Source organism: Cardiobacteriaceae bacterium TAE3-ERU3, assembly GCA_019218315.1.
In the GTDB taxonomy this organism is placed as follows: Bacteria; Pseudomonadota; Gammaproteobacteria; order Cardiobacteriales; family Cardiobacteriaceae; genus JAHUUI01.
Genome location: JAHUUI010000001.1, coordinates 701544 through 725903, shown reverse-complemented (window position 1 = coordinate 725903; position 24360 = coordinate 701544). Strand labels below are relative to the sequence as shown.

Sequence of the window (24360 nt, the reverse complement as noted above, 5' to 3'; positions counted from 1 at the left end):
GATGATAACAAAAAATCATAAAGTAGAGACAATATATTGATTGATTTTAGCTGCGTCACTGGTATCCTTTGATCACACTCTAGTTAATACCGATTTAAGGATTATCCATGCGCGAATCAATCATGCCTTGTTATGCACCACCAGCCGTTTTGTTCACCAGTGGCGAAGGCTGCCACTTGATTGCTGATAATGGTGATCGCTACCTCGATTTCACTTCCGGCATTGCCGTTAATGCACTTGGTCATGAGAATCCAAGACTGGTCGAAGCACTGCGTGAAGCAGCTGGCGGTATTTGGCACTTGTCCAACATGTTCCGTATTAAAGCCGCTGAAGAGCTGGCCGACAAGCTGACCAAGCTAACCTTTGCTGACCGCGTTTTCTTTGCCAACTCTGGTGCAGAAGCCAACGAATGCGGCCTCAAGGCAATTCGTCGCTATCAATATGACAATGGCAAGCCCGAACGTTCACGCATTATCGGCATGAGTGGATCATTCCACGGCCGTACCATTGCGACGGTTGGAGCATCTGGCAACCCTACTTATACGGAAGGCTTTATCCCCAGCGATTACGGCTTTGATCAAGTACCATTCGGCGATATCGAAGCCTTGAAAAGCGCCATCAACGAGAACACCGCGGGCATCATTCTCGAGCCCATTCAAGGCGAAGGCGGTATCAAAGTCGCAGATAAAGGGTACCTCAAGCAAGTTCGTGCACTATGTGACGAGCACGACCTCGTGCTGATGTTCGACGAAGTACAGTGTGGCGTAGGCCGCAGTGGGCATCTTTACGCCTATCAAGCGCTGGGCGTCGAGCCAGATGTTCTTTCAACGGCTAAAGGCATCGGCGGCGGCTTCCCGCTTGGCGCATGCTTAACCAGCGAAAAAATTGGTAAGCACATGGTTATCGGCACCCACGGCTCTACCTTCGGTGGTAACCCGCTTGCCACGGCAATCGGCAACGTCATGATCGATACCATCAGCGAGCCATCTTTCTTGCAGCACGTTGAAGAAACCGGTGAGTACTTGCAAAGCGAATTGAAAAAACTGGCACAAAAGCATCCAGAAGTTTATGGTGAAGTCAGCGGCATGGGCTTAATGCTCGGCATCGCCGTCAAACCGGAAAACACCAAACTTCTGGTTGAACTGCGTGACCGTTATCACGTCCTTGTGGTCAAGGCAGGCGGTAACTCATTGCGCTTACTGCCGCCACTGATCGTTGGCAAAGCGGAAATCAACGACCTGATCAAAGCGCTGAGTGAAGTCGCAGACCAATACAAATAATGAGTACGCCATTAACGACCCGTTTCGCTGCGCCTCTCGCATGGATTGATGCGCAGCACGAGCGCCTCGTCAATACTTTGGTTGACTGGGCGAATATCAACTCGGGCAGCTATCATCTTGAAGGTGTAGCGCGTTACCGCGACGTACTGCGCCAGTCTTTTGCTGAACTGCTCGATGAGCACGACCAAATTGAAACCGTGTCACTCAAGCCATTCAGCGTGGTTAATGATGAAGGCAATGTGATTGAACAACCCGTCGCAGACGGGTTGATTATTCGCAAGCGCCCAGAATGTAGCAAGCGCGTCTTTCTCTGCGGCCACCTCGATACGGTCTACCCCAAAGCACATCCATTCCAGCAGTGCACCTTTCTCGACGACAACACCTTAAATGGCCCTGGCGTTGCCGACATGAAAGGCGGCATTCTCGTCATGCGTACTGCACTTGAAGCACTTGAGCAGACAGCATGTGCGCACAATATCGGCTGGGACGTTTATTTAAGCCCAGACGAGGAAATTGGTTCACAATCATCGGCGCCAGTATTCACACAATTTGCCGACAATGCCTTTGGCATGATCTACGAACCGAGCTTGCCGGATGGGGAGTTCGTCGGTGAGCGCAAAGGTTCAGGCAATTTTAGCGTTGTCGTGCGTGGGCAGGCTGCACATGCCGGGCGCGAGTTCTATAAAGGACGCAACGCCATCGTCAAAATGGCGCACATCATCAGTGACCTCTATCCACTCAATGATCCAGAGAAGCTAACCACGCTGAACATCGCCACCACACTAGGCGGACAAGCTCTCAACGTCGTGCCTGATCTCGCCATCATGCGCTTTAATATCCGCGTCGCCAGCAACAAAGATGCGCAAGATATACTACAAGCTGTAGATGACGTGCTTGCCAAGCACCGCGAGGATGGCTACATCATTGAACGTCACGGCAACCTAACTCGACCGCCAAAGCCACTCGACGCACAACAGCAAAACCTCTTTGCCATCCTCGAACGGATCAATGGCGAGCTTAATTTACCAACCAAAATCATCGCCACCGGTGGCTGCTGCGATGGTAACAACCTAAAAGCACTTGGCATGGCAAATATCGATACCCTCGGTGTTCGTGGTGGTAATATCCACTCAGCACAAGAGTTTGCCCTGCTTGATTCACTCACTGAGCGCGCCAAAGTATCAGCATTACTGCTACTGGCTTTTGCCGATGGCGAACTCGATACAACCTTAAAATAAATTATTCAGCTCAGTTCAGGAGAACCCATGTTATACCTGCGTCCCGTAGAAGAACGCGATATTGATGCGCTACTGCGCATGTCGGTCGAAGCCGGCCACGGCATGACCTCAATGCCCAATGACCTCGACACATGGATCGAGCGAGTTGCATTATCACAGCGAACTTTTGCCAAAAACACAGCAAACTCTTTTGACGAACACGGCGTCTATTTCCTCGTCGCAGAAGACAGCGACAGTGGCGAAGTCGTTGGCACAACCGCAATATACGTTGGGGTTGGCACCACGACTCCATTTTATTCTTATAAGCAGTCGCTATTGGTCAAATTCTCGGAAACACTTGGTAAAAGCATCGAAATCCGCGTATTGAATTTGGTCAACGATTTCACCCGCGCCACGGAAATTGGCTCACTGTTTTTGAGCGAAAGCCACCGTGAAAACAACAACGGGCAATTCCTCTCCCGCGCGCGCTACCTGATGTTTGCAGATTTTCCTGAGCGCTTTGCAGAAATGGTTATTGCCGAAATGCGTGGTTGGCAAAGCGAAGATGGTGAATCACCTTTCTGGCAGGCTCTGGGGCGAAAATTCTTCAACCTCAAATTTAAAAATGCCGACCTCATCTCGGCAACCCGTGGCAGCCAGTTCATTCAGGATCTGATGCCCAAATACCCGGTTTACGTCAACCTCTTGCCTGACGACGCGGTCGAATGTATCGGCAAGCCACACGCCGTCTCAGCCAAAGCCATTCACATGCTCGAAAAAGAAGGCTTCCGCCACGACGGCTATGTCGACGTATTTGACGGTGGCCCAACCGTGCAATGCCACCGCCCGCTGATCAAGTCCGTCGAAGAAGCAGAGCCACGTACTGTTCGAATTGGAACGGTCGCTGACGCTGCCCGACACATCATTAGTAACGGTGACCTACAAAACTACCGCGTCACCGTCAGTCACGCACAATTAGACGGCAATAGCATCACCCTGCCACAAGCCACTGCTGACGTACTCAATGTCAAAGAAGGCGACAGCGTGCAATCTATCCAAATGCAGGAGAAATAAAATGACCACATCCGTTATGCAACAATGCTTTATCAATGGCCAATGGACGGATGGCCGCGGCAATGAACTCGCTGCTACCGACCCCGCTACCAGTGAAATCGTATGGCGTGGCCACTGTGCCACAGCCGATGACGTCGAGCGGGCTTTCCAAGCCGCACACGACGCCTTCCCCGAGTGGGCACTACGTTCGCTTGATGAGCGCATAGAAATCCTGAAAAAATACAAAACCCTGCTCGAAGAACACAAAGAAACCATCGCCCGTGACATCATGCTCGATACCGGCAAACCACTGTGGGAAACGCGCACCGAAGCAGGCGCGATGATCGGCAAAATCGACATCTCTATCAATGCTTATCACGAGCGTACCGGCGATAAAGATGGCAGCAACGGCAGCCTGCAAACCCGCCTCAGCCACCGTCCGCATGGCGTCTGTGCTGTATTTGGCCCATATAACTTCCCCGGCCATCTGCCCAACGGCCACATCGTGCCTGCACTGATCGCCGGCAACACCATCGTATTCAAGCCCAGTGACCAAACCCCACGCACTGGCGCGCGCATGGTAATGCTGCTTGCGCAAGCCGGCGTCCCAAGTGGCGTGATCAACTTCGTCCCCGGCGAACTCGATACCGCCAAGGCCATCACCAGCAATCCTTTGCTGCGCGGCTTTTTCTTCACCGGCAGCTCACAAGTCGGGAAGATTATTCACCAGCAATTTGCCGGTCAACCAGAAAAAATTCTTGCCCTTGAAATGGGCGGCAACAACCCATTGATCGTCCTCGACGATGCACCGGTCGATGCTGCGGTATACAACACCATCCAGTCCGCATTCATCACTGCCGGTCAGCGCTGCACCTGCGCACGCCGCCTGATTGTGCCACACGGTGAAGCGGGTGACCGCTACCTCGCAGCGCTGGTCGAAGCTGCCAAAGCCATCCACATTGCGGCACCGGACGCTGAAGAACAGCCGTTCTACGCGACCGTCATCAATAACGATACTGCAGATAAACTGCTCGAGGCACAGCAACAGCTGCTCGACCTCGGCGGCAAATCACTGCTTGCTATGCAACGCCTTGAAGACGGCAAACCATACGTCAGCCCCGGCATTATTGATCTGACCCATGCGCAAGATGTCCCTGATGAAGAACACTTCGGGCCGCTACTCAAAGTCTACCGCGTTGCCGACCTCGATGCGGCTATCGAACTCGCCAACGACACTCAGTACGGTCTCTCGGCGGGCATCTTCACCGAAGACGACGACGCATGGCAGCGTTTCTACACCCTGTCACATGCCGGCATCGTCAACCGCAACACTCCACTTACCGGTGCCAGCGGTAGCGCCCCGTTTGGCGGCACCGGCTGCTCGGGCAACCATCGCCCCGGCGCATACTACGCTGCTGACTACTGCGCCTATCCGGTTGCCAGTGTGATCAGCAATACACTCAGCGTCCCTGATCAAAAAAGCCCGGGCTTGTAAGTAGACATGCAAAACCAGAAAGCGACAAAATTTCGGCGCTATACCTTCGCACTGCTAACCATTATCGCCGTGATTACTGTCGCTTTCTTTACCTACCTCGGCTTTGCCCATCCTGACTACTCGGGTCGTTATCAAGCAGATTGCCGCGAGCCTTCCTGCTCTTTTGAGCTGTACTTGGTTACCAGCAAGGAATACCTGCTGACCTATCTGGGCGAAGAAGTCAGGATGATGCGCTTTATTGACCCATCAGATAAAACCTACCTGCTCAATACATCCGCAATTACTGGCACACCGTTTACCATTGCCAGCATCTGGCTTGATGGGCTTGAGACGGGGCATACACAATGGCAAGGCAGAACCTATTACAAAATAGGCAATTACCCCAAAACCACTGACCATTCACTTCAAGATTAATTCAGAGAATCCTATGACCACCGCATACGAAATCAACTTTGACGGCCTCGTCGGCAATACCCACAACTACGCTGGGCTGTCCTTCGGCAACGTCGCCTCCGCAACCAATAAAGGCCAGGTATCCTCACCCAAGCAAGCAGCATTACAGGGCTTGAAAAAAATGAAAGCACTGGCGGATAGCGGGCTAAAGCAAGGCATTTTGCCGCCGCACGCACGCCCATATCTGCCGTTCTTACGCAACGCCGGATTCAGCGGCAGCGACAATGACATCCTCGCTGCAACACGCCAACACCGTGAATACCGCAACATCGCACACAGCGCCTCAAATATGTGGGTTGCCAACGCCGCCACGATCGCACCTTCCGCAGATACGGCTGATGGCCGCGTACATTTCACCCCAGCCAACCTGCTTTCCATGCCGCACCGCGCCATGGAAGTCATGCAAACCGCGCGTACACTAAAAGCGATCTTTGCCAACGACCATTACTTTGCGCACCACGACGCACTACGCGGCAATATCCACAGCGATGAAGGCGCAGCCAACCACACCCGCTTTTGTCGAGATTATGGCGATCGTGGCGTACACTTCTTCGTGTACGGAAAATCTATCTTTCAAGGCGGCAGCGCACCCAAAGTCTTCCCGGCACGACAAACCCGCGAAAGCTTCGAAGCCATCGCGCGCCTGCACGGGCTAGCGGCGGATCAATGCATCTTTGCACAGCAAAATCCTGATGTGATTGACGCAGGCGTATTCCACAACGACGTTATTTCCGTCGGCAACCGCGATGTACTGCTCACCCATGAACTCGCCTTCGTTAACAAAGACGACGTCTATAAAGAATTAAACGACAAATACGGCAGCGAGCTGACTATTATTGAAGTCCCACTTGCCGACGTACCAGTTGCTGATGCCGTCGGTAGTTACCTGTTCAACTCGCAGCTGGTCAGCACCGCGGAAGGCACAGTACTCATCGCACCGACCAATTGCCAAGACTACCCCAGTGTGTACAACTACCTCGAAAACACGCTGAAAAACCACTCGGCGATTGCCGATGTGCACTACTACGATGTACGCCAATCCATGGCAAATGGTGGCGGCCCAGCCTGCTTACGCCTGCGCGTGGTACTCACCGAAGCCGAGCTCGCAGCTCTGTCGGGCAACGTACTGCTTAACGATGCGCTCTACGGCCAGCTGGTTGACTGGGTCAATACGCACTACCGCGATGAATTACACCCTGATGAACTCGGCGATCCGGCCTTGCTAGAAGAAACCTACCGTGCCCTTGATGCATTGACTGCTATTTTGCAGCTACCCAATCTCTACGAATTCCAAAGCGCATAAGAAGCATCGATTAACCGCCTGCACTGCTCAATTACAGCGCCACCGTGCCTGATATCTGAGCCTGCTTGGCGAGTTAATCTGCACTTGCCACAAACCCAAAAAGCAGCCGGACAACCGGCTGCTTTTTCTTTAGTTACTGCCTTTTGGCCTACTGGTCTTTTTCAAAGACAGACTTAGGCAGGATCGGTATCACCCGAGCATCGTCACTCAATTCTCCAGTCAAAGAACCGAGGAATGCGACAATATCATCCACCTCTTCATCCGGCAATTCCTTGCCAAGCTGTGCCATGCCCATAATGCTAACTGCACGGTGTAACGACTTGACGCTGCCATCGTGGAAATACGGGTAGGTATGCTCGACATTACGCAACCCCGGTACGCGGAACATGAACTTGTCGTTTTCTGACTGGGTAACCTCAAAGCGCCCTTCGTCATGCACTTCTGCACCAGTAAACTTCCAGTACGGACCATCGACGAGACCAAACTTCTGGAACTGCTCACCACCGAGATTAACGCCGCGGTGGCACGCCACACACCCATTATTGATAAAGGCTTGCAAACCGCGTAACTGCTGACCATTCAGCGCATCAACATCACCTTCAAGGAAGGCATCAAATGGTGATGGTGTAATCAGCGTACGCTCATAAGCACCGATCGCTTTGGTAATCCCCTTGAACGTAACATCCGCATCTTCACCATAGACTTTCTTAAATGCCTCATGGTAACCCGGCACTTCAGCAATACGCTGCACTGCAGTTGCTTCATCAGGTAACGCCATTTCAACCGGGTTCAGCAGCGGGCCACCGGCCTGCTCTTCTACGTCTTGTGCGCGCCCATCCCAGAACTGAGTCGCATTGAGTGCGGCATTAAGTACGGTCGGCGAGTTACGCCCACCAAGCTGTGCATCCATGCCAGGGCTTTTTGCCAGATTATCGACCCCGTAAGTCGCAAGATTGTGGCAAGTATTGCAGGAAATATTGCCGCTGGCGGAAAGGCGCGGATCAAAATAGAGCTTGCGCCCCAGCTCAACCAGAGCTGGTGTGGTATCAGGATTGGCATCTGCAAGTTGCGCATGTTCCGGCAAAACCTGAAACAATGCTTTAGCTTGAGTTTGTAGCGCCGCAGCATCCGGCCCTTGTGCCGTTTCTGCGCCTGATGTGGTTATAGCCAAAGCCATCGCAGTTACGAGTAGTTTACGCATGGTTATACCTCATGATATTTATATTTTTAAAACAACAGATTAAACGCTGTTATTCCATTTGTTATACGCACCAGCGGTGCGTTTTAATCATATACTGCAACCTGATAAACTATCAATTTTTTAATATTTATTTTAACGTTTCGCAAATCCAATCGTTCTAATCATGAAAACACCTCTACGGAAGCATGCACGAATATGCCACAATGGCGGCATATAAAAACAATACACCTCATCATGAACACCGATATTGCATCTATCATCAGTAACCATTATTTATTTTCTGCATTGCTCGACAGCGAGCGCGATGACTTGATTAAAGACAGCACCAGACAGCACTTCAGCGCTGACAGCATTCTTTTCCAAAAGGGGGAAATTGCCACCCGCTTCTATCTCATTCTGCAAGGCACAGTGCGTATTTACTTCGCCACTCCTGACGGCCGAGAAAAAACCATCCGCACCTTCAGCGCGCCAGATAGCTTTGCAGAGGCTGTGATGTTCATGAGCCACGATGCCTACCCCGCAAATGCCGCAACGATTACCAACTGCGAATTGCTGGTTATCCATATTTCGACATTCCGCAGCCTGCTCGAAAAACGGCCTGCTTTGTATTCATCGATCATCGGTCACCTCATTCACCACATACAAATACTCAACAGACAGCTGGAAATGCTCAGCGTCATGGATACAAAAGGTCGGCTGCTTAAATACATCGACCAAAAACTACCACCCAACTGGCAAAATAAAACCACTTACCCATTGCCAATGAATAAAAAGGACCTCGCTGAGTACCTTGCCATGCGCCCTGAGACCCTGTCACGCACGCTAAAAAGCATTGAGCAAGATGGCACTTTGATTTGGGGCAAAGATGGCGTCACTCTGCTCAACTGGCCGCCAAAAGACTAACGACCAAAATGCGCACTGCCTGCAATTAACGCGGGTTCAATTGATGTAATTGACAATTATCAAGGCTTTTAAAACAGCTGACTCATAGGATTGGAGCTGGAGCAATCCCGTTCTTAAGCAAAATAATGAGGCAATCATGAAATCCTATAAGTATTTATGGGCGACGCTAATCACCGTCATGGTGATTACCTTTTCCCTGCTCGGCTATTTTGGCCGCGAGGTGTATCAGGAAGCGCCGCCAATTCCCAAAGCATTCGTCACTGATAGCGGCGACGTCATTTACACCCAAGAGCAAATCTTTGCTGGGCAAAGTGCTTGGCAGTCAATTGGAGGTATGTCCGTCGGCACAGTCTGGGGGCACGGTGCGTATCAAGCGCCGGACTGGACTGCCGACTGGCTACACCGCGACCTGCTCAACTGGCTAAACATCGAAGCGCAAGAGCAATACGGCTTGCCTTATGATCAACTCAGCGAAGATCAGCAGGAATTACTGCAATTCTTTGCAAAGAAAGAATACCGCGAGAACACTTACGATCAAGCCAGCGGCGACGTTATCCTCTCACCGCAGCGCTTGCAAGCCATTCGTGAAACCGCCGCATATTATGAAAAGCTGTTCGGCGACGACCCAGCCTACCGCGAAAGCCGCGAACACTTCGCGATGAAAGAGAACACCATGCCGAGCGCCGCAAAGCGCCACGACATGGCGGCATTCTTCTTCTGGTCTGCATGGGCTGCTTCAACCAACCGTCCTGACCTCGACGTCACCTACACCAACAACTGGCCACACGAACCCATCATCGGCAACGTCCCCACCACGGAAAACATCATGTGGTCGATTGCCTCTGTCGTACTGCTGATTTTCGGCATTGGTATCGTCATCTGGATTTGGGCGTTCTATTCGCAGCACGACCCCGAAGTACCTGAAGCACCGGCGCAAGACCCGTTGTCATTGGTTCACCTCACCCCGTCGCAAAAAGCGCTGTGGAAATACCTGCTGGTCGTGGTTGCACTGTTCTGCGTGCAAGTATTGCTCGGCGGCTTCACCGCGCACTACACCGTCGAAGGGCAGAACTTCTACGGTATCCCCGTTTCTGATTGGCTACCGTACTCACTGACCCGTACCTGGCACATCCAAAGCGCGATTTTCTGGATTGCCACCGCATTTCTCGCCGCTGGTTTGTTCCTCGTCCCCATCATCAACGGCGGTAAAGACCCGAAATATCAGGCACTCGGCGTCAATATTCTGTTCGCCGCACTGCTGGTCGTAGTCGGCGGTTCATTCCTCGGTCAATTCATCGCCATCAAAGGCTGGATGCCGGATGCGCTGAACTTCTGGATTGGTCATCAGGGTTATGAATTTGTCGAACTCGGCCGCCTCTGGCAGCTCGCGCTCTACATCGGCCTGATTTTCTGGCTGGTGCTGATGCTGCGTGGCGTATGGGCGGCGCTCAAAGCCCCCGGCGATAAAAACCTGCTCATCCTGCTCACCCTGTCGATTGCCGCGATTGGCTTGTTCTACGGCTCCGGCCTGTTCTACGGCGAACACACCAACCTCTCGATCATGGAATACTGGCGCTGGTGGATTGTCCACCTGTGGGTTGAAGGATTCTTTGAGGTATTCGCTACCGTTGCCATCGCCTTTATCTTCCACAGCCTTGGGCTGGTCGGCATTCGCAGTGCCACCACCGCGAGTATCCTCTCGGCTATCCTGTTCATGATTGGCGGCGTACCCGGCACCTTCCACCACCTGTACTTCTCCGGCACAACTACCCCAGTAATGGCGATGGGCGCCATGTTCTCGGCGCTGGAAGTCGTACCGCTGGTTATCCTCGGCTACGAAGCCTACGAAAACTGGAGCATGCAGAAGCGTGCGCCTTGGATGCGCGCCATGCGCTGGCCGCTGATGTGCTTCATTGCCGTCGCATTCTGGAACATGCTGGGCGCAGGCGTCTTCGGCTTCCTGATTAACCCGCCGATCTCGCTGTTCTACATTCAGGGCTTGAACACCACCGCCAACCACGGCCACGCGGCACTGTTCGGCGTCTATGGTTTCCTGTCGCTCGGCTTTGTGCTGATGGTACTGCGCTATATCCGCCCCAATCTCGTGTTTAACGACAAGCTGATGAAAACCGGATTCTGGTGCCTCAACATCGGCCTTGCGATGATGATGTTCATCACCTTGCTGCCACACGGCGTCATTCAGGCGTATGCCGCAATTGAGCACGGCCTGTGGTATGCGCGCAGCGAAGCATTCATGCAAAGCGATATCCTCGTCACCCTGCGCTGGTTGCGTACCTTTGGTGACGTCGTCTTTATCATCGGTGCATTCTGCGTCACCGCGCAAGTCTTCATCGGCCTGAAAGATGAACTGAACTTCAAACGCAAAGCAAAACCGGCTCAAGAGGGCTAAAATGGCAAGCGGCAACGGCATCACCGTTGCCGCCCCTTTACACAAGGAGTAACCATGAAACGACTACTACTCACTCTTGCCCTACCCATTACACTGGCTTTCAACCTCGCCCATGCCGACGACGCCTACCACTTTGAGCTCCAAGGCGCAGACGGCAACACCTACACCGAGACCAGCTTTCCCGATAAATACACCTTGCTCGCATTCGGCTTCACCCATTGCCCCGACGTGTGCCCTACTACGCTCTACGACATGAAGCAAATGCTCGCCAAAATCGATAACCCCGAGCTTATCCAGCCCGTCTTCGTCACCATTGACCCCGACCGCGACACCCCAGAATTACTCAGCCAATACACCGGCTACTTTGACCCGCGCATCATCGGCTTAACCGGCAGCCGCGAAGCCATTGACCAAACCGTCGATACCTTTAACGCCAGCTACGGCTATCAACTCGACGGCAAAAAGCTTGACCCCGACGAACTACCCGACACCGGCTACATCGTCTATCACTCAACCTATATTTACCTGCTCGATGACCAAGGCAACCTTGTAGACGTCTTCGACTACCAAAGCGGCGCGGATAACCTGACCCAAAGTATTGAAGCAGCCATCGCCGCCGACCAGGAAAATAAACAGCAATAACTGATGCTAACCACACAATAAAAAATACAGGGCGAAAGAGGATTTACAAACGGAGACACCATCATCCAAAAATGGCCTGCACAGAGACTCATCATGAACGCAATAAAAACCCTACTTACCCTCATCGCCTTGCTGCTTGGCAGCATCACCCACGCCGAAAGCCTCTATGACCCGACCAGACTCGCCTACGTCGCCAGCAGCGCCATCCCCAACATCGCCGTCGTCGACCTACAGCAAGGCAAACAAATCGACACCATCGCCATCCCCGTCGCTGCCAAAATCTTTGCCGCCAGCACCGACTCGCCGTATCTCGCCTTTAGCGACAAATTCACTTACGCCGTATACGTCGTCAACCTGCAAACCCGCGAAATCACCCGCTACAACACCCCAAGCACCGTCTTCCGCATCATCTTCGTCCCCAACACCAACCGCATTGCCCTCGTCCTGCGCAAAAACATCGCCTACCTCGACCACAAAAAAGGCGAACTCACCGTCATCGACAAAGACTTCCAAGACCTCTACACCCGCTTTAACACCATCTTCAGCATCTACAGCCAAACCTTCTGGGTACTGCAAGAAAACACCCCCATCATCTACCGCTACCGCCTCGACAAACCACAAGACGGCTGGGCGGAAATCGACATCGGCGATACACGCAGCTTCGGCATGGGCGCACCCAGCTTTGAAGACAAAGTCATCGCCTTTAACACCTACTACGCCGACGAAGGCATCATCTACTTCAACGACAGCGGCAAAACCATCCACACCGGCCCGATGTATAACTCGCGCCCGCTCAACGAACCCATGGTCGAACCCTACATCGACAACGCCACCCGCCACATCATCTTCGGCGACAAAAGCGGCCACCTGAAAATATATGACATCAGCCGAAGCGATGAGCCGGTTGAATTCAACGTCGGCTTCCCGCCCAACCAGTTCCGCAGCGGCTGGCTCGATCAATACCTCATCGTCGGCGGCGACGAACACCTCGGCATCTACCCCTTCGACGACCTCGATAACGGCACCGTCTTCACCTTCGGCTACGAAGAAGACATCGCCGACATGTGGGTCAGTGGCGACAGTAAACTGCTGCTATTCGGCACCGAACGCAGCAGCGCCCTCGGCCGCTACGACCTGCAACAACAACGCCGCCTACCCGACATCCCGCTCACCGGTATCGCCGAAGTCGGCAAAATCCGCATGACCACCACCAACACCGTCTGCTATTAAGTGGTCATCAGAATTGTCATTACTGCACCAAAGCCTCTAGTCGCAGCATTGCTTCAGCCACTTCTTCGGCACTAATAGGGCGAATCAGGCGGAACGATTCCTTGTCGCTCGCAGCAAATTCAGCGATTTTGGGTGCGGCGGTATGGATGTCTTCGGGAATGCCGAGCTGATCAAAGCGGTAAATAAAGCCACTTTGCTGGTAGTAAGGCAGTAAGCGTTTGATTTCGTCTTCGTCGCCGGTCGTAACGAGTTGCACAAGAATACCGTAAGCGACTTTGATGCCATGCTGAATGTGGTGCGTTTCAGGGTAAATCGTCAATGCGTTGTGGATAGCATGTGCGCCTGCTGTGCGACCATTGTCGCAGCCGAAGCAGCCAACGGTGGCGGCAATGGCAAACACGGTATCAATAATGCGTGCAAAGGCATCATCCCACTGATTGCTTTCGTGTGCAGCGAGCGCTGCATCGGTATCCTTAAGCAAAATATCGCGGGTGACGGCGGCAGATGCGCGTGCGAGCTCGACCATCGCTGGCATTCGGTCAAATTTGCGCGTCAGTGCTTCTATTTCATACCACTTGGCCAGCGTATCGCTGATGCCGCCAAGCAAGTATTCGCGTGGCGATTCGAGCAACAAATCGTAGTCGACGAGGCACAAATAACCGCTGCGGTTAAAGTAACCAATTTCGCGGAAGGTATGATCGGGGTGATAAATGGCGGCAACCGGTGTTGCGCAGGCACATGTCCCTGCTACAGTCGGGATGAATGCAAGATCTGCATTGAGATTTTCAGCAACACCTTTGGTGGTATCAAGCACCTTACCACCACCAATGCCTATAATAAGATCTGCGTCGCCAATTTCATCGGCTAATGCCTTCATGTTCTCGCGGCTGGCTGTACGGTCGTAGCGATACACCGGCCAATTATGCGCACCGTGGTACTTTTCAAAGGCAGCATAAGATTTTTCACCACTGATAATTACCGGCTTTTTGAATGGCGTGATCAGTTGTTGAAGATCTTTCAAGACACCACGACCAGCGTGATACATTCCCGGTCCACTACGTACAATTTGTCCAAAATTCATCGTTGATAGCCTCAATTTACACAGTCTCCATTATGGCACTAGCACTCTATGGCAACAACCTGAGTAACAAGCTTGCTAAAACACCATAAAATCCAGAAAATAATTAAATTGATATAAATAATTTAGTAAAATTGACTTAGGTCAATGCGAACTACTTCGTATAAGAATAGACTTTTAAGCAAGGTATTTCACTTCCAAAATGGAGAATCATCATGCGCAAAATCTTTCTTGGCTTGGCTATTGCTGCTATTGCATCTACAGGTGCAATCGCCGCTGATCAGCACACTGGTGGCCTTGATGGCTACTCAGTTGGAACACAGGCTCAGGATCTGAGCAAACTCGAACACGTCACCCAGAAATTGGTTGTGCCCCCTGCTGTTCCTGAGCATAGCTTGACTGCGCCTGATGCCCCACGTGTCGTACAAGTAGAAATGACGATTCAAGAAAAAGAAATTGAGGTTGAGCCTGGTGTCTTTATGTGGGCATTTACCTTCAACGGCTCAGTACCCGGCCCATTGATTGTGGTTCACGAAGGTGATTACGTCGAGCTGACGTTGAAAAACCCTTCCTCTAACCAGCTGGTTCACAATATCGACTTTCACGCGTCAACCGGCGCTCTTGGTGGTGGTGAGCTGACTCACGTTGCCCCAGGTGAAGAGACAGTACTGCGCTGGAAAGCGACTAAGCCCGGTATTTTCGTCTATCACTGTGCACCAGGTGGTGCGATGATTCCTTGGCATGTGGTCCATGGTATGAACGGCGCGATTGTGGTTCTGCCAAAAGATGGGCTCAAGGATAAAGATGGTAATCCACTAACTTACGATAAAGCTTTCTATATCGGTGAGCAGGATTACTACATTCCTAAAGATGAAAATGGCAAGTACAAGCGCTACAACTCACCTGCCGAGTCTTTTGCTGACGACAAGAAAGTTATGGATGGCTTGATTCCAACCCACGTTATTTTTGGTGAAAGTAAAGGCCAACTGACTGGTGATAATGCAATGCAAGCCAATGTTGGCGATACCATCATGCTCTACCACTCGCAAGCAAACCGCCCATCTTATCCACACTTAATTGGTGGGCACGGTGAATATGTTTGGGAACGTGGAAATCTCGCTGATACACCAGCTCAAAACCTTGAAAGCTGGGTGATCGGTGCAGGCTCTGCAGGTGCCGCGATGTATACCTTTAAACAACCAGGCACTTACGTCTACCTGTCACACAACCTGATAGAAGCCGTCAATCTTGGCGCAATCTCGCAAATCCGCGTTGACGGTGAGTGGAATAACGACCTGATGGAACAAGTTGTTCCGCCATCACCAATTAAAGATGCAGCTGAAGTCAAAGATGGTGCACTGGCTGAAAAAACTGACGACAGTTATGTCGGTGAAGAAAACATTGAAAGTGGTGCAGCCCAGGAAGAGGCTCAAGCCAAATAACTATAGATTTTCTGTTGCAATAAAAGAACCCTCGCTTGCCACCCGCCATTCTTGTCGGGTGGCCTTTTTTACTGATTGACCAGTAAAAGCTCCTTATTTGTGGCTAACTTCTATAGCAAGCCTGCTTCACGACAAGCCAACAATTCATCAGCAGTAATTGCTAAAACACCTGCGCCACCGCGCTCAAATTCAATCCACTCAAAGCCAATTTCTGGATAAGCTTCTTCAAGTAAATAATCTGTCATACCAACTTCAAGAATCAGCACACCGTTTTCAGTCAGGTAGTCAGGCGCTTCACGCAAAATCTGGCGGGTCAAATCCAACCCATCCTCGCCAGATACGAGTGCGTGGAGAGGTTCGTGTTTAAATTCATCAGCGATCTCATCCATTTCTGCCGCTTCGACATACGGTGGATTACACAAAATCCAGTCAAATCGACCTTCAACCTGGTTAAACCCGTCACTTTGTACGGTTTCAATACCACAATCGCGCATACCAAAGCGGTCGAGGTTTATTTCAGCCACTTCCAGCGCATCTTCATCAAGGTCAGCTAGTACCACTTCTGCTTCCGGCTGCGCCATTTTGGCGAGAATACCGATGCAGCCACTACCGCAGCACAAATCGAGAATACGTTCAGGTGCGTTACTTTGTGGCCACCAAGGCGCAAGGTTACGCTCAATCAGTTCAGCAATTGGTGAGCGCGGGATCAATACCCGTTCATCAACGTAAAAATCGTAGCCACCATAAAGTGTGCGGTTAGTCAGATACGGCACAGGCACTCGCTCATGGATGCGGCGCATCAATGCCGATTGCAATTCAGTAGCCTCAGCCTCAGTGACGCGCGCAGCAAAGTAGTCCATATTGAGATCATAAGGCAATTGCAGCAGGCCGAGTACCAATGCAGCCGCTTCGTCAAGCGCCGTTTCTGTACCATGCCCGAAGTAAACGTCGTGACGGGCAAGCTCACTGGCGCTATAGCGCACCCAGTCGAGAATGGTAAATAATTTGAGCATAAAAGCATCCAAAATGGTCGTAATCGTGCATTATATAGCCACATTCCCCCAAGGTTCACAGAGATAAACTTCACTGGCGATAAAAAGACATGATAATCAAATCACTTTTCTTATAACAAACCATGATTTAAGAAAGGTTTTTGGTTTTTTGGCATACAAACTCTGATACAATACGCGCCCCATTGTTTCGCGCTCAATATGAAAGATTCCCGTATATTTTTATGGATCGTGGTGCTTGGTTGCACCGGCGGTCTGATCTATTTACTCAGCCCAATCCTCACGCCGTTTCTGCTTGCTGCACTGATTGCCTATCTGGGCGACCCTATTGCAGATCGGCTGGAAGGGTTAAAAGTCCCTCGAGCATTGGCTGTGGTCATTGTCTTTCTTTCTTTTTTCATCGGAATGGCATTGGTCATTTTGGTCTTAATCCCTATGCTGGATGAACAGGTCAGCGCGCTGATAGAGAAGATGCCACAATATATGGCTTGGTTTAAAGATTCCCTGACGCCAAAGCTGGAAGAATACTTAAGCATCGACGCTCGCACATTTGATCCTAAAGGCCTGCAGGAAGCACTCAAGGAAAACCTTGGCGACGCAACCAACTTTTTCCAAAATGTACTTTCAGGGCTGGCAAAGCCGGCAAATATGATCGTCACCTTTGGTACCTATCTATTCCTGATCCCTGTCGTTGCTTTCTACTTGCTGCGCGACTGGGACATCATGATTGCCAAGATCAACGAACTCATTCCTCGCTCAGCACACAGCACAATCAAAGATCTTGCGCGCCGCTGCGACATCGTGCTCGGTGGCTTCCTGCGCGGACAACTGATGGTCATGCTTGCTCTTGGTATTATCTATGCAGTTGGGTTATCCGTTCTTGGCCTTGATCTTGCCATCGTGATCGGACTATTCGCCGGCATCGTCAGCTTCGTACCATATTTAGGCTTGATCATCGGTATTGCCATTGCAGGTATTATGGCGATTATTCAATTTCAGGATTGGGCACACCCTCTTGGTGTCATTGCCATTTTCACCATTGCACAAATGATTGAAGGCATGTTCCTGACGCCAAAATTTGTCGGAGACCGCACCGGCCTGCATCCAGTTGCGGTATTATTTGCCGTTTTAGCCGGTGGCCAATTATTCGGCTTTATGGGCGTCCTCCTGGCACTGCCGGTTGCCGCACTGATCAATGTATTCTTAGGCTATTTCAAAGACACTTATCTACAGAGTGACATCTACCGTGATTATGGTGAAAATGGCCGTAAACTACCTGACGATCAATACATTAACTTTTGAGTTGTAATGAATAATTTATCCAAAAATATTGTCTTGAGTACCGCTGCTGCTATCACGCTTTCGGCATGCAGCAGTGCTATCGGTCCTGATGGCTATACTTACGATCCATGGGAGCCGGTAAACCGTAAAATATTTGCGTTCAATGACGCACTAGATACAAGCTTACTCAAGCCTGTTGCCACGGTCTACGACACAGTAGTACCCGATCCTGTACAGACCGGCGTCAGTAATTTCTTCGGTAATATCCAAGACATGGGTGCCGTCATCAACAGCCTCCTCCAGCTTGAATTTGACCAGGCAGCCAGGATTACAGCACGTGTCATCAATAATAGTGTTTATGGGCTAGGCGGCATTTTTGATGTCGGTACAGCACTTGGTAACAATAAGATTCGTGCGGATTTTGGCGGTACACTGGCACATTACGGCGTCGAATCCGGCCCTTATGTAGTACTTCCCTTCTTAGGCCCAAGTACCGTACGCGATGGTGCTGGCCTTGCTGTAGACAAATTGGCATTCAGCCCTATCTACTACACGGACGATGGCTTCTCCTGGAGTGCAGCCGCCCTCAATGGTATTAATACCAGAGCCAAGCTCCTTTCTGTTGAGCGCTCACTTGAAGGCGTGATGACCGACAAATACACACTAATCCGCGATACTTGGTTGCAACACCGCTGGGCTGAACTCAATAAAGGCCATCGTAGTGAGGAACAGCAAGAAGCGATAGATGCCATCTTTGCTGAGGAGCAGCAGTAAGCTTGTCTAACCGTCTCAGCAAACAACAGCAGCGTCGCATCAAGCGCCAACATAACGAGCGCCTGGATGGCCAAGCCATAGAAGACGCAGCTATCGTCGTCGCACATATGGGCTATGAAACCATTGTTGACGACAACGGCGAGCTCTTAGCTGCGGATTGGCGCAAAAGTCTCGGCGATATAGCCGTTAATGACCGAGTACTACTCAGCCGTATGCAAGGTGAGCGAGCCGTGATTGAAGCAGTCTTCCCACGGCAGCATACACTGTATAAATGGCACGGACGCAAAGCCAAAGCCATCGCAACGCATATAGACCAATTGGTTGTCGTCATTGCCGCACGTCCGCAATGGCAAGCAAGCTTACTCGATCGCTATATTATTGCGGCTCGGCAAGCCGATATTAACCTAACCATCGTTTGCAACAAGATAGACTTACTGACTGATGATGCATATCAACAGTGGCAAGACGAACTACAGCCGTATCGGGCTATGGGCTATCGCATTATGGCCTTGAGCGTGGCCAATGAAGAAGGCCTTAGTGAGATATCGGATATCCTCGCTGGCAAGCAGACAGTCATATGTGGCCAATCAGGTGTTGGGAAATCAAGCATGATCAATAAGCTGGTGCCAGACAGCGACATTTGGATACAAAGCCTATCTGAGGCGACTGATCTCGGCCGCCATACTACGACCAACTCACGGCGTTATCCGCTCACAAGTGGTGGGGCGGTGATAGATACGCCAGGCGTGCGTGGATTTTCGATTGACCACTTAAATACCGAGGAAATCATTGCTGGCTTTAAAGATATAGCCAGCCACACGGGTGATTGTCGATTTAACGATTGTAGCCACCGCCATGAACCCGGCTGTGCCGTGCTTGAGGCGGTTGCAGCTGGGGCAATAGCGGAGAGCCGCTACCACAGCCTGATGCAAATACTTGAGGAGCATTCCACATGAGTACTGATAACCCAATCGCTGATTATGAATCCGAGCTGAAGAAACTCGAGCGTATCGTATCTGCCATGGAAAGTGGCGAGCTTCCCCTTGAAGCGGCACTTGAGCAGTACGAGCAAGGTATTACCCTGATCAGACAGTGCCAAGAGGCACTCAATCGCGCAGAACAGAAAATTCAGCTTCTGTCTCGCGACCCACATACGCAAGAAGAAAATTTGATTCCTTTTGACGAGGCCAGCCAGTGAGTGAAACACTTTTAAGTAAGCTTACAGAGAAAACCAGACACGCACTACGCCTGCACCTGCCTGGTGATGAATCAACCCTCAGCGAAGCAATACGCTACGCAACTTTAGGTGGTGGCAAGCGCCTCAGAGGCGCATTGGTTTATGCCTGCGCAACAGATTTTGACGTAAACTGGAGCAAGCTCGATACAGCGGCGGCCGCTATAGAATGCATTCACGCATACTCCCTGATCCACGACGACTTGCCTGCAATGGACAACGATGACCTGCGCCGCGGCCAACCCAGCACACATAAAGCATTTGGTGAAGCCACAGCCATTTTGGCTGGCGATGCCCTCAATACACTTGCCTTTGAAATACTTGGCCGTGGCCTACTGCCTGCGGATATTCGCCTCAGCCAAATCAGCTTACTCAGTAAAGCCAGCGGTTATCACGGCATGATTGCCGGGCAAATGCTCGACATGGCTCATACAGACAGTGAATGCGACCTCGCCACACTCAAAATTATTCATGCGCGAAAAACAGGTGACCTGCTGCGCGCCTCATTGCACATCAGTGCAATGGCCGCCGGGCTTGACGTATATGAGCAACACCGCGGTGTGCTTGATGCTACAGGTAAAGCCATTGGCCTCGCCTACCAGATTACAGATGATATTCTCGACGCCACAGGCAACAGTGAAGAAATTGGTAAAACAGCGGGTAAAGACAGCACTCAAGGTAAGAGTACCTTCCCAGCGTTACTTGGCCTTGAAGCCAGCCAGTTGGAGGCTGAGCGCTTGTTTGAGCAAGCCCTTACGCAATGCCACATGCTGCCAAATCGCGGCGAGCAGATTGCCGAACTGATTGAGGCCATTGCTCAACGCACGCATTGATGGCGACCACGCAGCCCTTTGCACAGCGCCTAATCGATTGGCAGCGAGCTCACGGCCGCCATCATCTGCCATGGCAGTGTAGCGACCCCTACCGGATTTGGCTGTCAGAAATTATGCTTCAGCAGACCCAGGTCAGCACGGTACTGAACTACTACCCACGCTTCATCGAACATTATCCCGATGTCGCGTCTTTGGCCAGTGCAGAGCTGGATGACGTACTCGCCCTATGGAGTGGCTTAGGCTATTACAGCCGCGCACGTAACCTGCATCATGCCGCCCAGCAAGTGGTCGATGAGTACAACGCGCAATTTCCTGAAGAACGCAATGAACTCGAAAAACTCAAAGGCGTAGGCCGCTCAACTGCAGCGGCTATCGCCGTATTTGCTTATGGCAAACGCGAAGCCATTCTCGATGGCAACGTTAAGCGGGTTCTCGCCCGCCACGCTGGTATACACGGCGTCACCAGCGACAGCAAAACACTCGAGCTTCTATGGAAAACCGCAGAAGAGTTATTGCCAAAAGAAAGCGACGAACTGCGCAGCTATACTCAGGGATTGATGGATCTCGGCAGTCTCATCTGTACCCGTAGTAAGCCAGATTGCACAGCCTGCCCTGTGCAAGACGACTGCTACGCCGCACAACATAACTGCACGGACATACTACCAACCAAGAAAAAGCGCAAAATTCTGCCCGAAAAAAGCACTGTATTGCTGCTACTGACTTCTGAGCGCGGGATTCACCTCTATCGCCGCCCCGACCATGGCATTTGGCGGAATTTATGGAGCTTACCTGAGTTTAGTGACAGCGCAGCAGCCAATGCCTTTGCTAAAAAACATGGCGCAATAGAGCAGCAATATACCGGAGCGACCTTTACCCACCGCTTCACCCATTACGCGCTACATATCACGCCGATTCACATCACAATCCACAACCCTGATCCAACAATCAGCTGGTTCCCTAATCAAGAAGCGCTGAGTAAAGGATTACCCAAACCTATTCGCAGCATCATTGAACGTCATTTAAGCGAACAAACACAAACTGAATTCAACTTCGAGAGTGCGTGAGCATCAATACCACGCAGCGCTCACGAGCAGGCAAAAAACTCAACTCGGCGACGCTGCCCTTCAATAAACCGACACATTGCCACAACATCGCGCTGACTGGTTGGCAATTGCGCATAAGTAGCCTGCCAAGCGCGACAAACACGGGCAAATAATTCGCAACGCTGAGCAACAGGTAACACCGCATCACGGCGGCGAAAATCTTCCAGCAATAATGCAAACGCACTGCGGAATGCCCATGCTGCACGCACATATTCACACGCAGCTAGAGCCTGCTCAGCCTGAGAGAGGTGAGTTTGCAACTTATCAAGTTCATTATTGAAATATTGCTCGGGTGCAGCCACAGCTGCATGAAAATTAATGGGGATTGCGGCCAGCATGATGACTCCAAGGATGTAGGAATGAATATCGTTTATTCATTAAATAATAATCATTCTTTTCTGTCAATGAATAAATTGAGCCGCCTTTATTCTTGAATACTTTCGTAACCCACTTCTATTTATTTACTGAAATAAAAGCGTTTTTTACACCAATTAAACCAATCGAAGATCCATATTTCGCATCAAAATTCCCATATTTCTATCACCACTTCCGAATAGATACCAAGTAATTTTAGATATGCATAAAGTATAGGGAGCTGCAACATCAGTACACAAAAAACCCTGCTTGCACTTGCATCAGCAGGGTTTTATCAAAAAATGCCGTGATAAGAACGCTACATCACAAAGCACGAACAGCTTCTTCAGCATCGTGGTAAGGCAGGTCCTGCGCTTCAGCAACCGCTTTAAAGGTTAGCTTTCCTTGGCTGACGTTCAATCCGTTGCGCAGATGCTCATCTTCTTCCAGTGCTTTTTTAATACCTTTATTTGCAATCGCCAGCACAAATGGCAATGTGGCATTATTAAGCGCATTGGTTGAAGTCTTTGGTACACCACCCGGCATATTCGCTACGCAGTAATGCACAACATCATCGACGATAAATGTTGGCTCTTGGTGCGTCGTTGCTTTACTGGTTTCCGTACAGCCACCTTGGTCGATGGCAACATCAACGATCACAGCGCCTTTCTTCATTTTGCCAAGCAACTCACGCGTCACCAGTTTTGGTGCATTCGCACCAGGGATCAAGACCGTCCCAACAACCAAATCTGCATTACTGACATAATCTTCAACACTTTGAGTGGTAGAGTAAACCGTTTCGACCTGATGCCCAAAAATATCGGCAAGATAACGCAGGCGGTTAATATTACGATCCAAAATGGTGACTTTTGCGCCCATACCAATGGCAATTTTTGCGGCATTGGTACCGGCAACACCACCGCCCAAAATAACTACATGACCAGACGATACACCCGGCACACCACCGAGCAACATACCCTCACCACCGCTGTTTTTTTGCAAGTGATATGCACCGACTTGGGTCGCCATACGTCCAGCCACTTCAGACATCGGCGCAAGTAAAGGCAAAGTACCCTGAGGTGAAGTCACCGTCTCATAAGCGACAGCGATACAGCCGCTATCTATCAAGCCTTTTGTCTGCGCCGGGTCTGGTGAGAGATGCAGATAAGTGAATAAAATTTGATCCTTGCGCAACTGCTCATATTCAACTTTCTGCGGCTCTTTAACCTTGACCACCATATCAACTTTGGCAAAGATCTCGCTCGCGCTGTCCGCAATTTCTGCACCTGCCGCGCGGTAGGCGTCATCATCTGCGCCAATCCCTTCACCAGCATTGGTTTCAACCAAGACCTGATGACCATGCGCAATAACTTCACGCACACTATCTGGCGTCAAGCCGACACGAAATTCATTGGCCTTAATTTCTTTGGGTACCCCGATTAGCATCACTCTTCTCCTTACGCACAAAAAGCACTTTCAATGACCTAAGTAACTTATCTTTACCAGCTTGAAGCCGTAAAGTACCTATAATAAAACAACACGGTTAGGCAATTCATCTCCATACGGATCATCAGGCATGCCGAAATGTTCGCGCAAAAGATCTCCCACACTTGCCAACAGTATTTCCAGAGCAACCTGCTGCTGTCCTGCACGGATATCATGGATAGCTTTATCACATAGGCGTTGCCATGTATTTTGCTCAACCACCGCATCAATGCCACGATCTGCGACAATTTCAAGGCGCTTTTCGGCCAAATTTAGGTAAATCAGCACGCCACTGCGCAACTCTGTATCCCATACTCGCAGATGGGCAAATAAATCTTCAGCGCGCTCACGGACGCGCTGCTTCCACGCAAGCATAGGTGGCATCGAACGCTCAATGACCAGACGAATCTCGCCACCGTGCCCCTTTTCAGCAGCCGCATTTGCGTCGCCTAAGGCCATAAGCACACGTTGATTGAGCCAACGCTCACGAAACGGCATAAAGGTGGCATTTTGCAAACTGCGTTTCAGCCTGGTTGGGACATTCATACAGCTACACCTTGATTGAAATCGTGACAAAAA

At 50.9% G+C, this 24360-nt stretch carries 23 protein-coding genes; 17 read left to right on the top strand and 6 right to left on the bottom strand.

The window, feature by feature from the left end; genetic code table 11:
• Nucleotides 1-107 precede the first annotated feature (107 nt).
• From KRX19_03305 to astB, 6 genes are read left to right on the top strand one after another with little or no spacing between them, the layout of a single operon-like run.
• Nucleotides 108-1280 (top strand): aspartate aminotransferase family protein, encoded by a 1173-nt coding sequence (locus tag KRX19_03305; GenBank protein MBV7434044.1) that lies wholly within the window; start codon nt 108-110, stop codon nt 1278-1280.
• Nucleotides 1280-2518, top strand: a complete 1239-nt coding sequence (locus tag KRX19_03300; GenBank protein MBV7434043.1) for a hydrolase — start codon at nt 1280-1282, stop codon at nt 2516-2518. Before KRX19_03305 ends, KRX19_03300 begins: the two co-directional genes overlap by 1 nt.
• Before the next feature lie 27 nt (nt 2519-2545).
• Complete coding sequence (locus tag KRX19_03295; protein ID MBV7434042.1) at nt 2546-3571, top strand: arginine N-succinyltransferase; 1026 nt, start codon at nt 2546-2548, stop codon at nt 3569-3571.
• Between the two features lies 1 nt (nt 3572).
• Nucleotides 3573-5045 (top strand): succinylglutamate-semialdehyde dehydrogenase, encoded by a 1473-nt coding sequence (gene astD, locus KRX19_03290; protein MBV7434041.1) that lies wholly within the window; start codon nt 3573-3575, stop codon nt 5043-5045.
• A 6-nt stretch (nt 5046-5051) separates the two neighbouring features.
• The gene (locus KRX19_03285; protein ID MBV7434040.1) at nt 5052-5459 is read left to right on the top strand and encodes a hypothetical protein; all 408 of its coding nucleotides are present in this window, start codon (nt 5052-5054) and stop codon (nt 5457-5459) included.
• Nucleotides 5460-5472: 13 nt separating this feature from the next.
• Nucleotides 5473-6801 (top strand): N-succinylarginine dihydrolase, encoded by a 1329-nt coding sequence (astB, locus tag KRX19_03280; GenBank protein MBV7434039.1) that lies wholly within the window; start codon nt 5473-5475, stop codon nt 6799-6801.
• Nucleotides 6802-6949: 148 nt separating this feature from the next.
• Here the strand turns inward: astB and KRX19_03275 are convergent, their stop codons facing one another.
• On the bottom strand, nt 6950-8002 hold the full coding sequence (locus KRX19_03275; protein MBV7434038.1) for a cytochrome-c peroxidase: 1053 nt from the start codon (nt 8000-8002) through the stop codon (nt 6950-6952).
• 234 nt (nt 8003-8236) lie between these two features.
• Between KRX19_03275 and KRX19_03270 the strand changes: the two genes are divergently transcribed.
• The 4 genes from KRX19_03270 (at nt 8237) to KRX19_03255 (ending at nt 13187) form a co-directional block, all read left to right on the top strand.
• Nucleotides 8237-8905: a Crp/Fnr family transcriptional regulator gene (locus KRX19_03270; protein MBV7434037.1), complete on the top strand. Its 669-nt coding sequence runs from the start codon at nt 8237-8239 to the stop codon at nt 8903-8905.
• Nucleotides 8906-9041: 136 nt separating this feature from the next.
• Nucleotides 9042-11315, top strand: coding sequence for a nitric-oxide reductase large subunit (locus KRX19_03265; GenBank protein ID MBV7434036.1), 2274 nt, complete (start codon nt 9042-9044; stop codon nt 11313-11315).
• Nucleotides 11316-11369: 54 nt separating this feature from the next.
• On the top strand, nt 11370-11957 hold the full coding sequence (locus tag KRX19_03260) for an SCO family protein (GenBank protein ID MBV7434035.1): 588 nt from the start codon (nt 11370-11372) through the stop codon (nt 11955-11957).
• Nucleotides 11958-12050: 93 nt separating this feature from the next.
• Nucleotides 12051-13187 carry a hypothetical protein gene (locus KRX19_03255; protein ID MBV7434034.1) on the top strand — a complete coding sequence of 379 codons (1137 nt, stop codon included), beginning with the start codon at nt 12051-12053 and terminating at the stop codon, nt 13185-13187.
• A 19-nt stretch (nt 13188-13206) separates the two neighbouring features.
• Here KRX19_03255 and KRX19_03250 read toward each other — a convergent pair whose 3' ends face one another.
• Nucleotides 13207-14268, bottom strand: coding sequence for an iron-containing alcohol dehydrogenase family protein (locus KRX19_03250; GenBank protein MBV7434033.1), 1062 nt, complete (start codon nt 14266-14268; stop codon nt 13207-13209).
• Between the two features lie 212 nt (nt 14269-14480).
• Here KRX19_03250 and nirK point away from each other — a divergent pair, with 212 nt between their 5' ends.
• Nucleotides 14481-15707, top strand: a complete 1227-nt coding sequence (gene nirK / locus KRX19_03245) for a nitrite reductase, copper-containing (protein MBV7434032.1) — start codon at nt 14481-14483, stop codon at nt 15705-15707.
• Between the two features lie 110 nt (nt 15708-15817).
• Here nirK and prmB read toward each other — a convergent pair whose 3' ends face one another.
• Nucleotides 15818-16720, bottom strand: a complete 903-nt coding sequence (gene prmB, locus KRX19_03240) for a 50S ribosomal protein L3 N(5)-glutamine methyltransferase (GenBank protein ID MBV7434031.1) — start codon at nt 16718-16720, stop codon at nt 15818-15820.
• Between the two features lie 198 nt (nt 16721-16918).
• Here prmB and KRX19_03235 point away from each other — a divergent pair, with 198 nt between their 5' ends.
• The 6 genes from KRX19_03235 to mutY are packed head-to-tail and all read left to right on the top strand — an operon-like array spanning nt 16919 to nt 21903.
• Complete coding sequence (locus KRX19_03235; GenBank protein MBV7434030.1) at nt 16919-18019, top strand: AI-2E family transporter; 1101 nt, start codon at nt 16919-16921, stop codon at nt 18017-18019.
• Nucleotides 18020-18025: 6 nt separating this feature from the next.
• A complete protein-coding gene (locus tag KRX19_03230; GenBank protein ID MBV7434029.1) occupies nt 18026-18772 on the top strand; it encodes a VacJ family lipoprotein in 747 nt (248 codons plus the stop codon).
• Nucleotides 18773-18774: 2 nt separating this feature from the next.
• Complete coding sequence (rsgA, locus tag KRX19_03225) at nt 18775-19728, top strand: ribosome small subunit-dependent GTPase A (protein ID MBV7434028.1); 954 nt, start codon at nt 18775-18777, stop codon at nt 19726-19728.
• Complete coding sequence (locus KRX19_03220; protein ID MBV7434027.1) at nt 19725-19970, top strand: exodeoxyribonuclease VII small subunit; 246 nt, start codon at nt 19725-19727, stop codon at nt 19968-19970. The genes rsgA and KRX19_03220 overlap by 4 nt, the downstream gene beginning before the upstream one ends.
• Nucleotides 19967-20839, top strand: coding sequence for a polyprenyl synthetase family protein (locus KRX19_03215; protein MBV7434026.1), 873 nt, complete (start codon nt 19967-19969; stop codon nt 20837-20839). The genes KRX19_03220 and KRX19_03215 overlap by 4 nt, the downstream gene beginning before the upstream one ends.
• A complete protein-coding gene (mutY, locus tag KRX19_03210; protein ID MBV7434025.1) occupies nt 20839-21903 on the top strand; it encodes an A/G-specific adenine glycosylase in 1065 nt (354 codons plus the stop codon). Before KRX19_03215 ends, mutY begins: the two co-directional genes overlap by 1 nt.
• 20 nt (nt 21904-21923) lie before the next feature.
• Here mutY and KRX19_03205 read toward each other — a convergent pair whose 3' ends face one another.
• The 3 genes from KRX19_03205 to KRX19_03195 form a co-directional block, all read right to left on the bottom strand.
• Complete coding sequence (locus tag KRX19_03205; GenBank protein ID MBV7434024.1) at nt 21924-22280, bottom strand: hypothetical protein; 357 nt, start codon at nt 22278-22280, stop codon at nt 21924-21926.
• Between the two features lie 340 nt (nt 22281-22620).
• Entirely contained in the window at nt 22621-23742 is a 1122-nt protein-coding gene (ald, locus tag KRX19_03200) for an alanine dehydrogenase (protein ID MBV7434023.1), read from the bottom strand.
• A 78-nt stretch (nt 23743-23820) separates the two neighbouring features.
• The gene (locus tag KRX19_03195) at nt 23821-24327 is read right to left on the bottom strand and encodes a TPM domain-containing protein (GenBank protein MBV7434022.1); all 507 of its coding nucleotides are present in this window, start codon (nt 24325-24327) and stop codon (nt 23821-23823) included.
• Nucleotides 24328-24360: the final 33 nt, after the last annotated feature.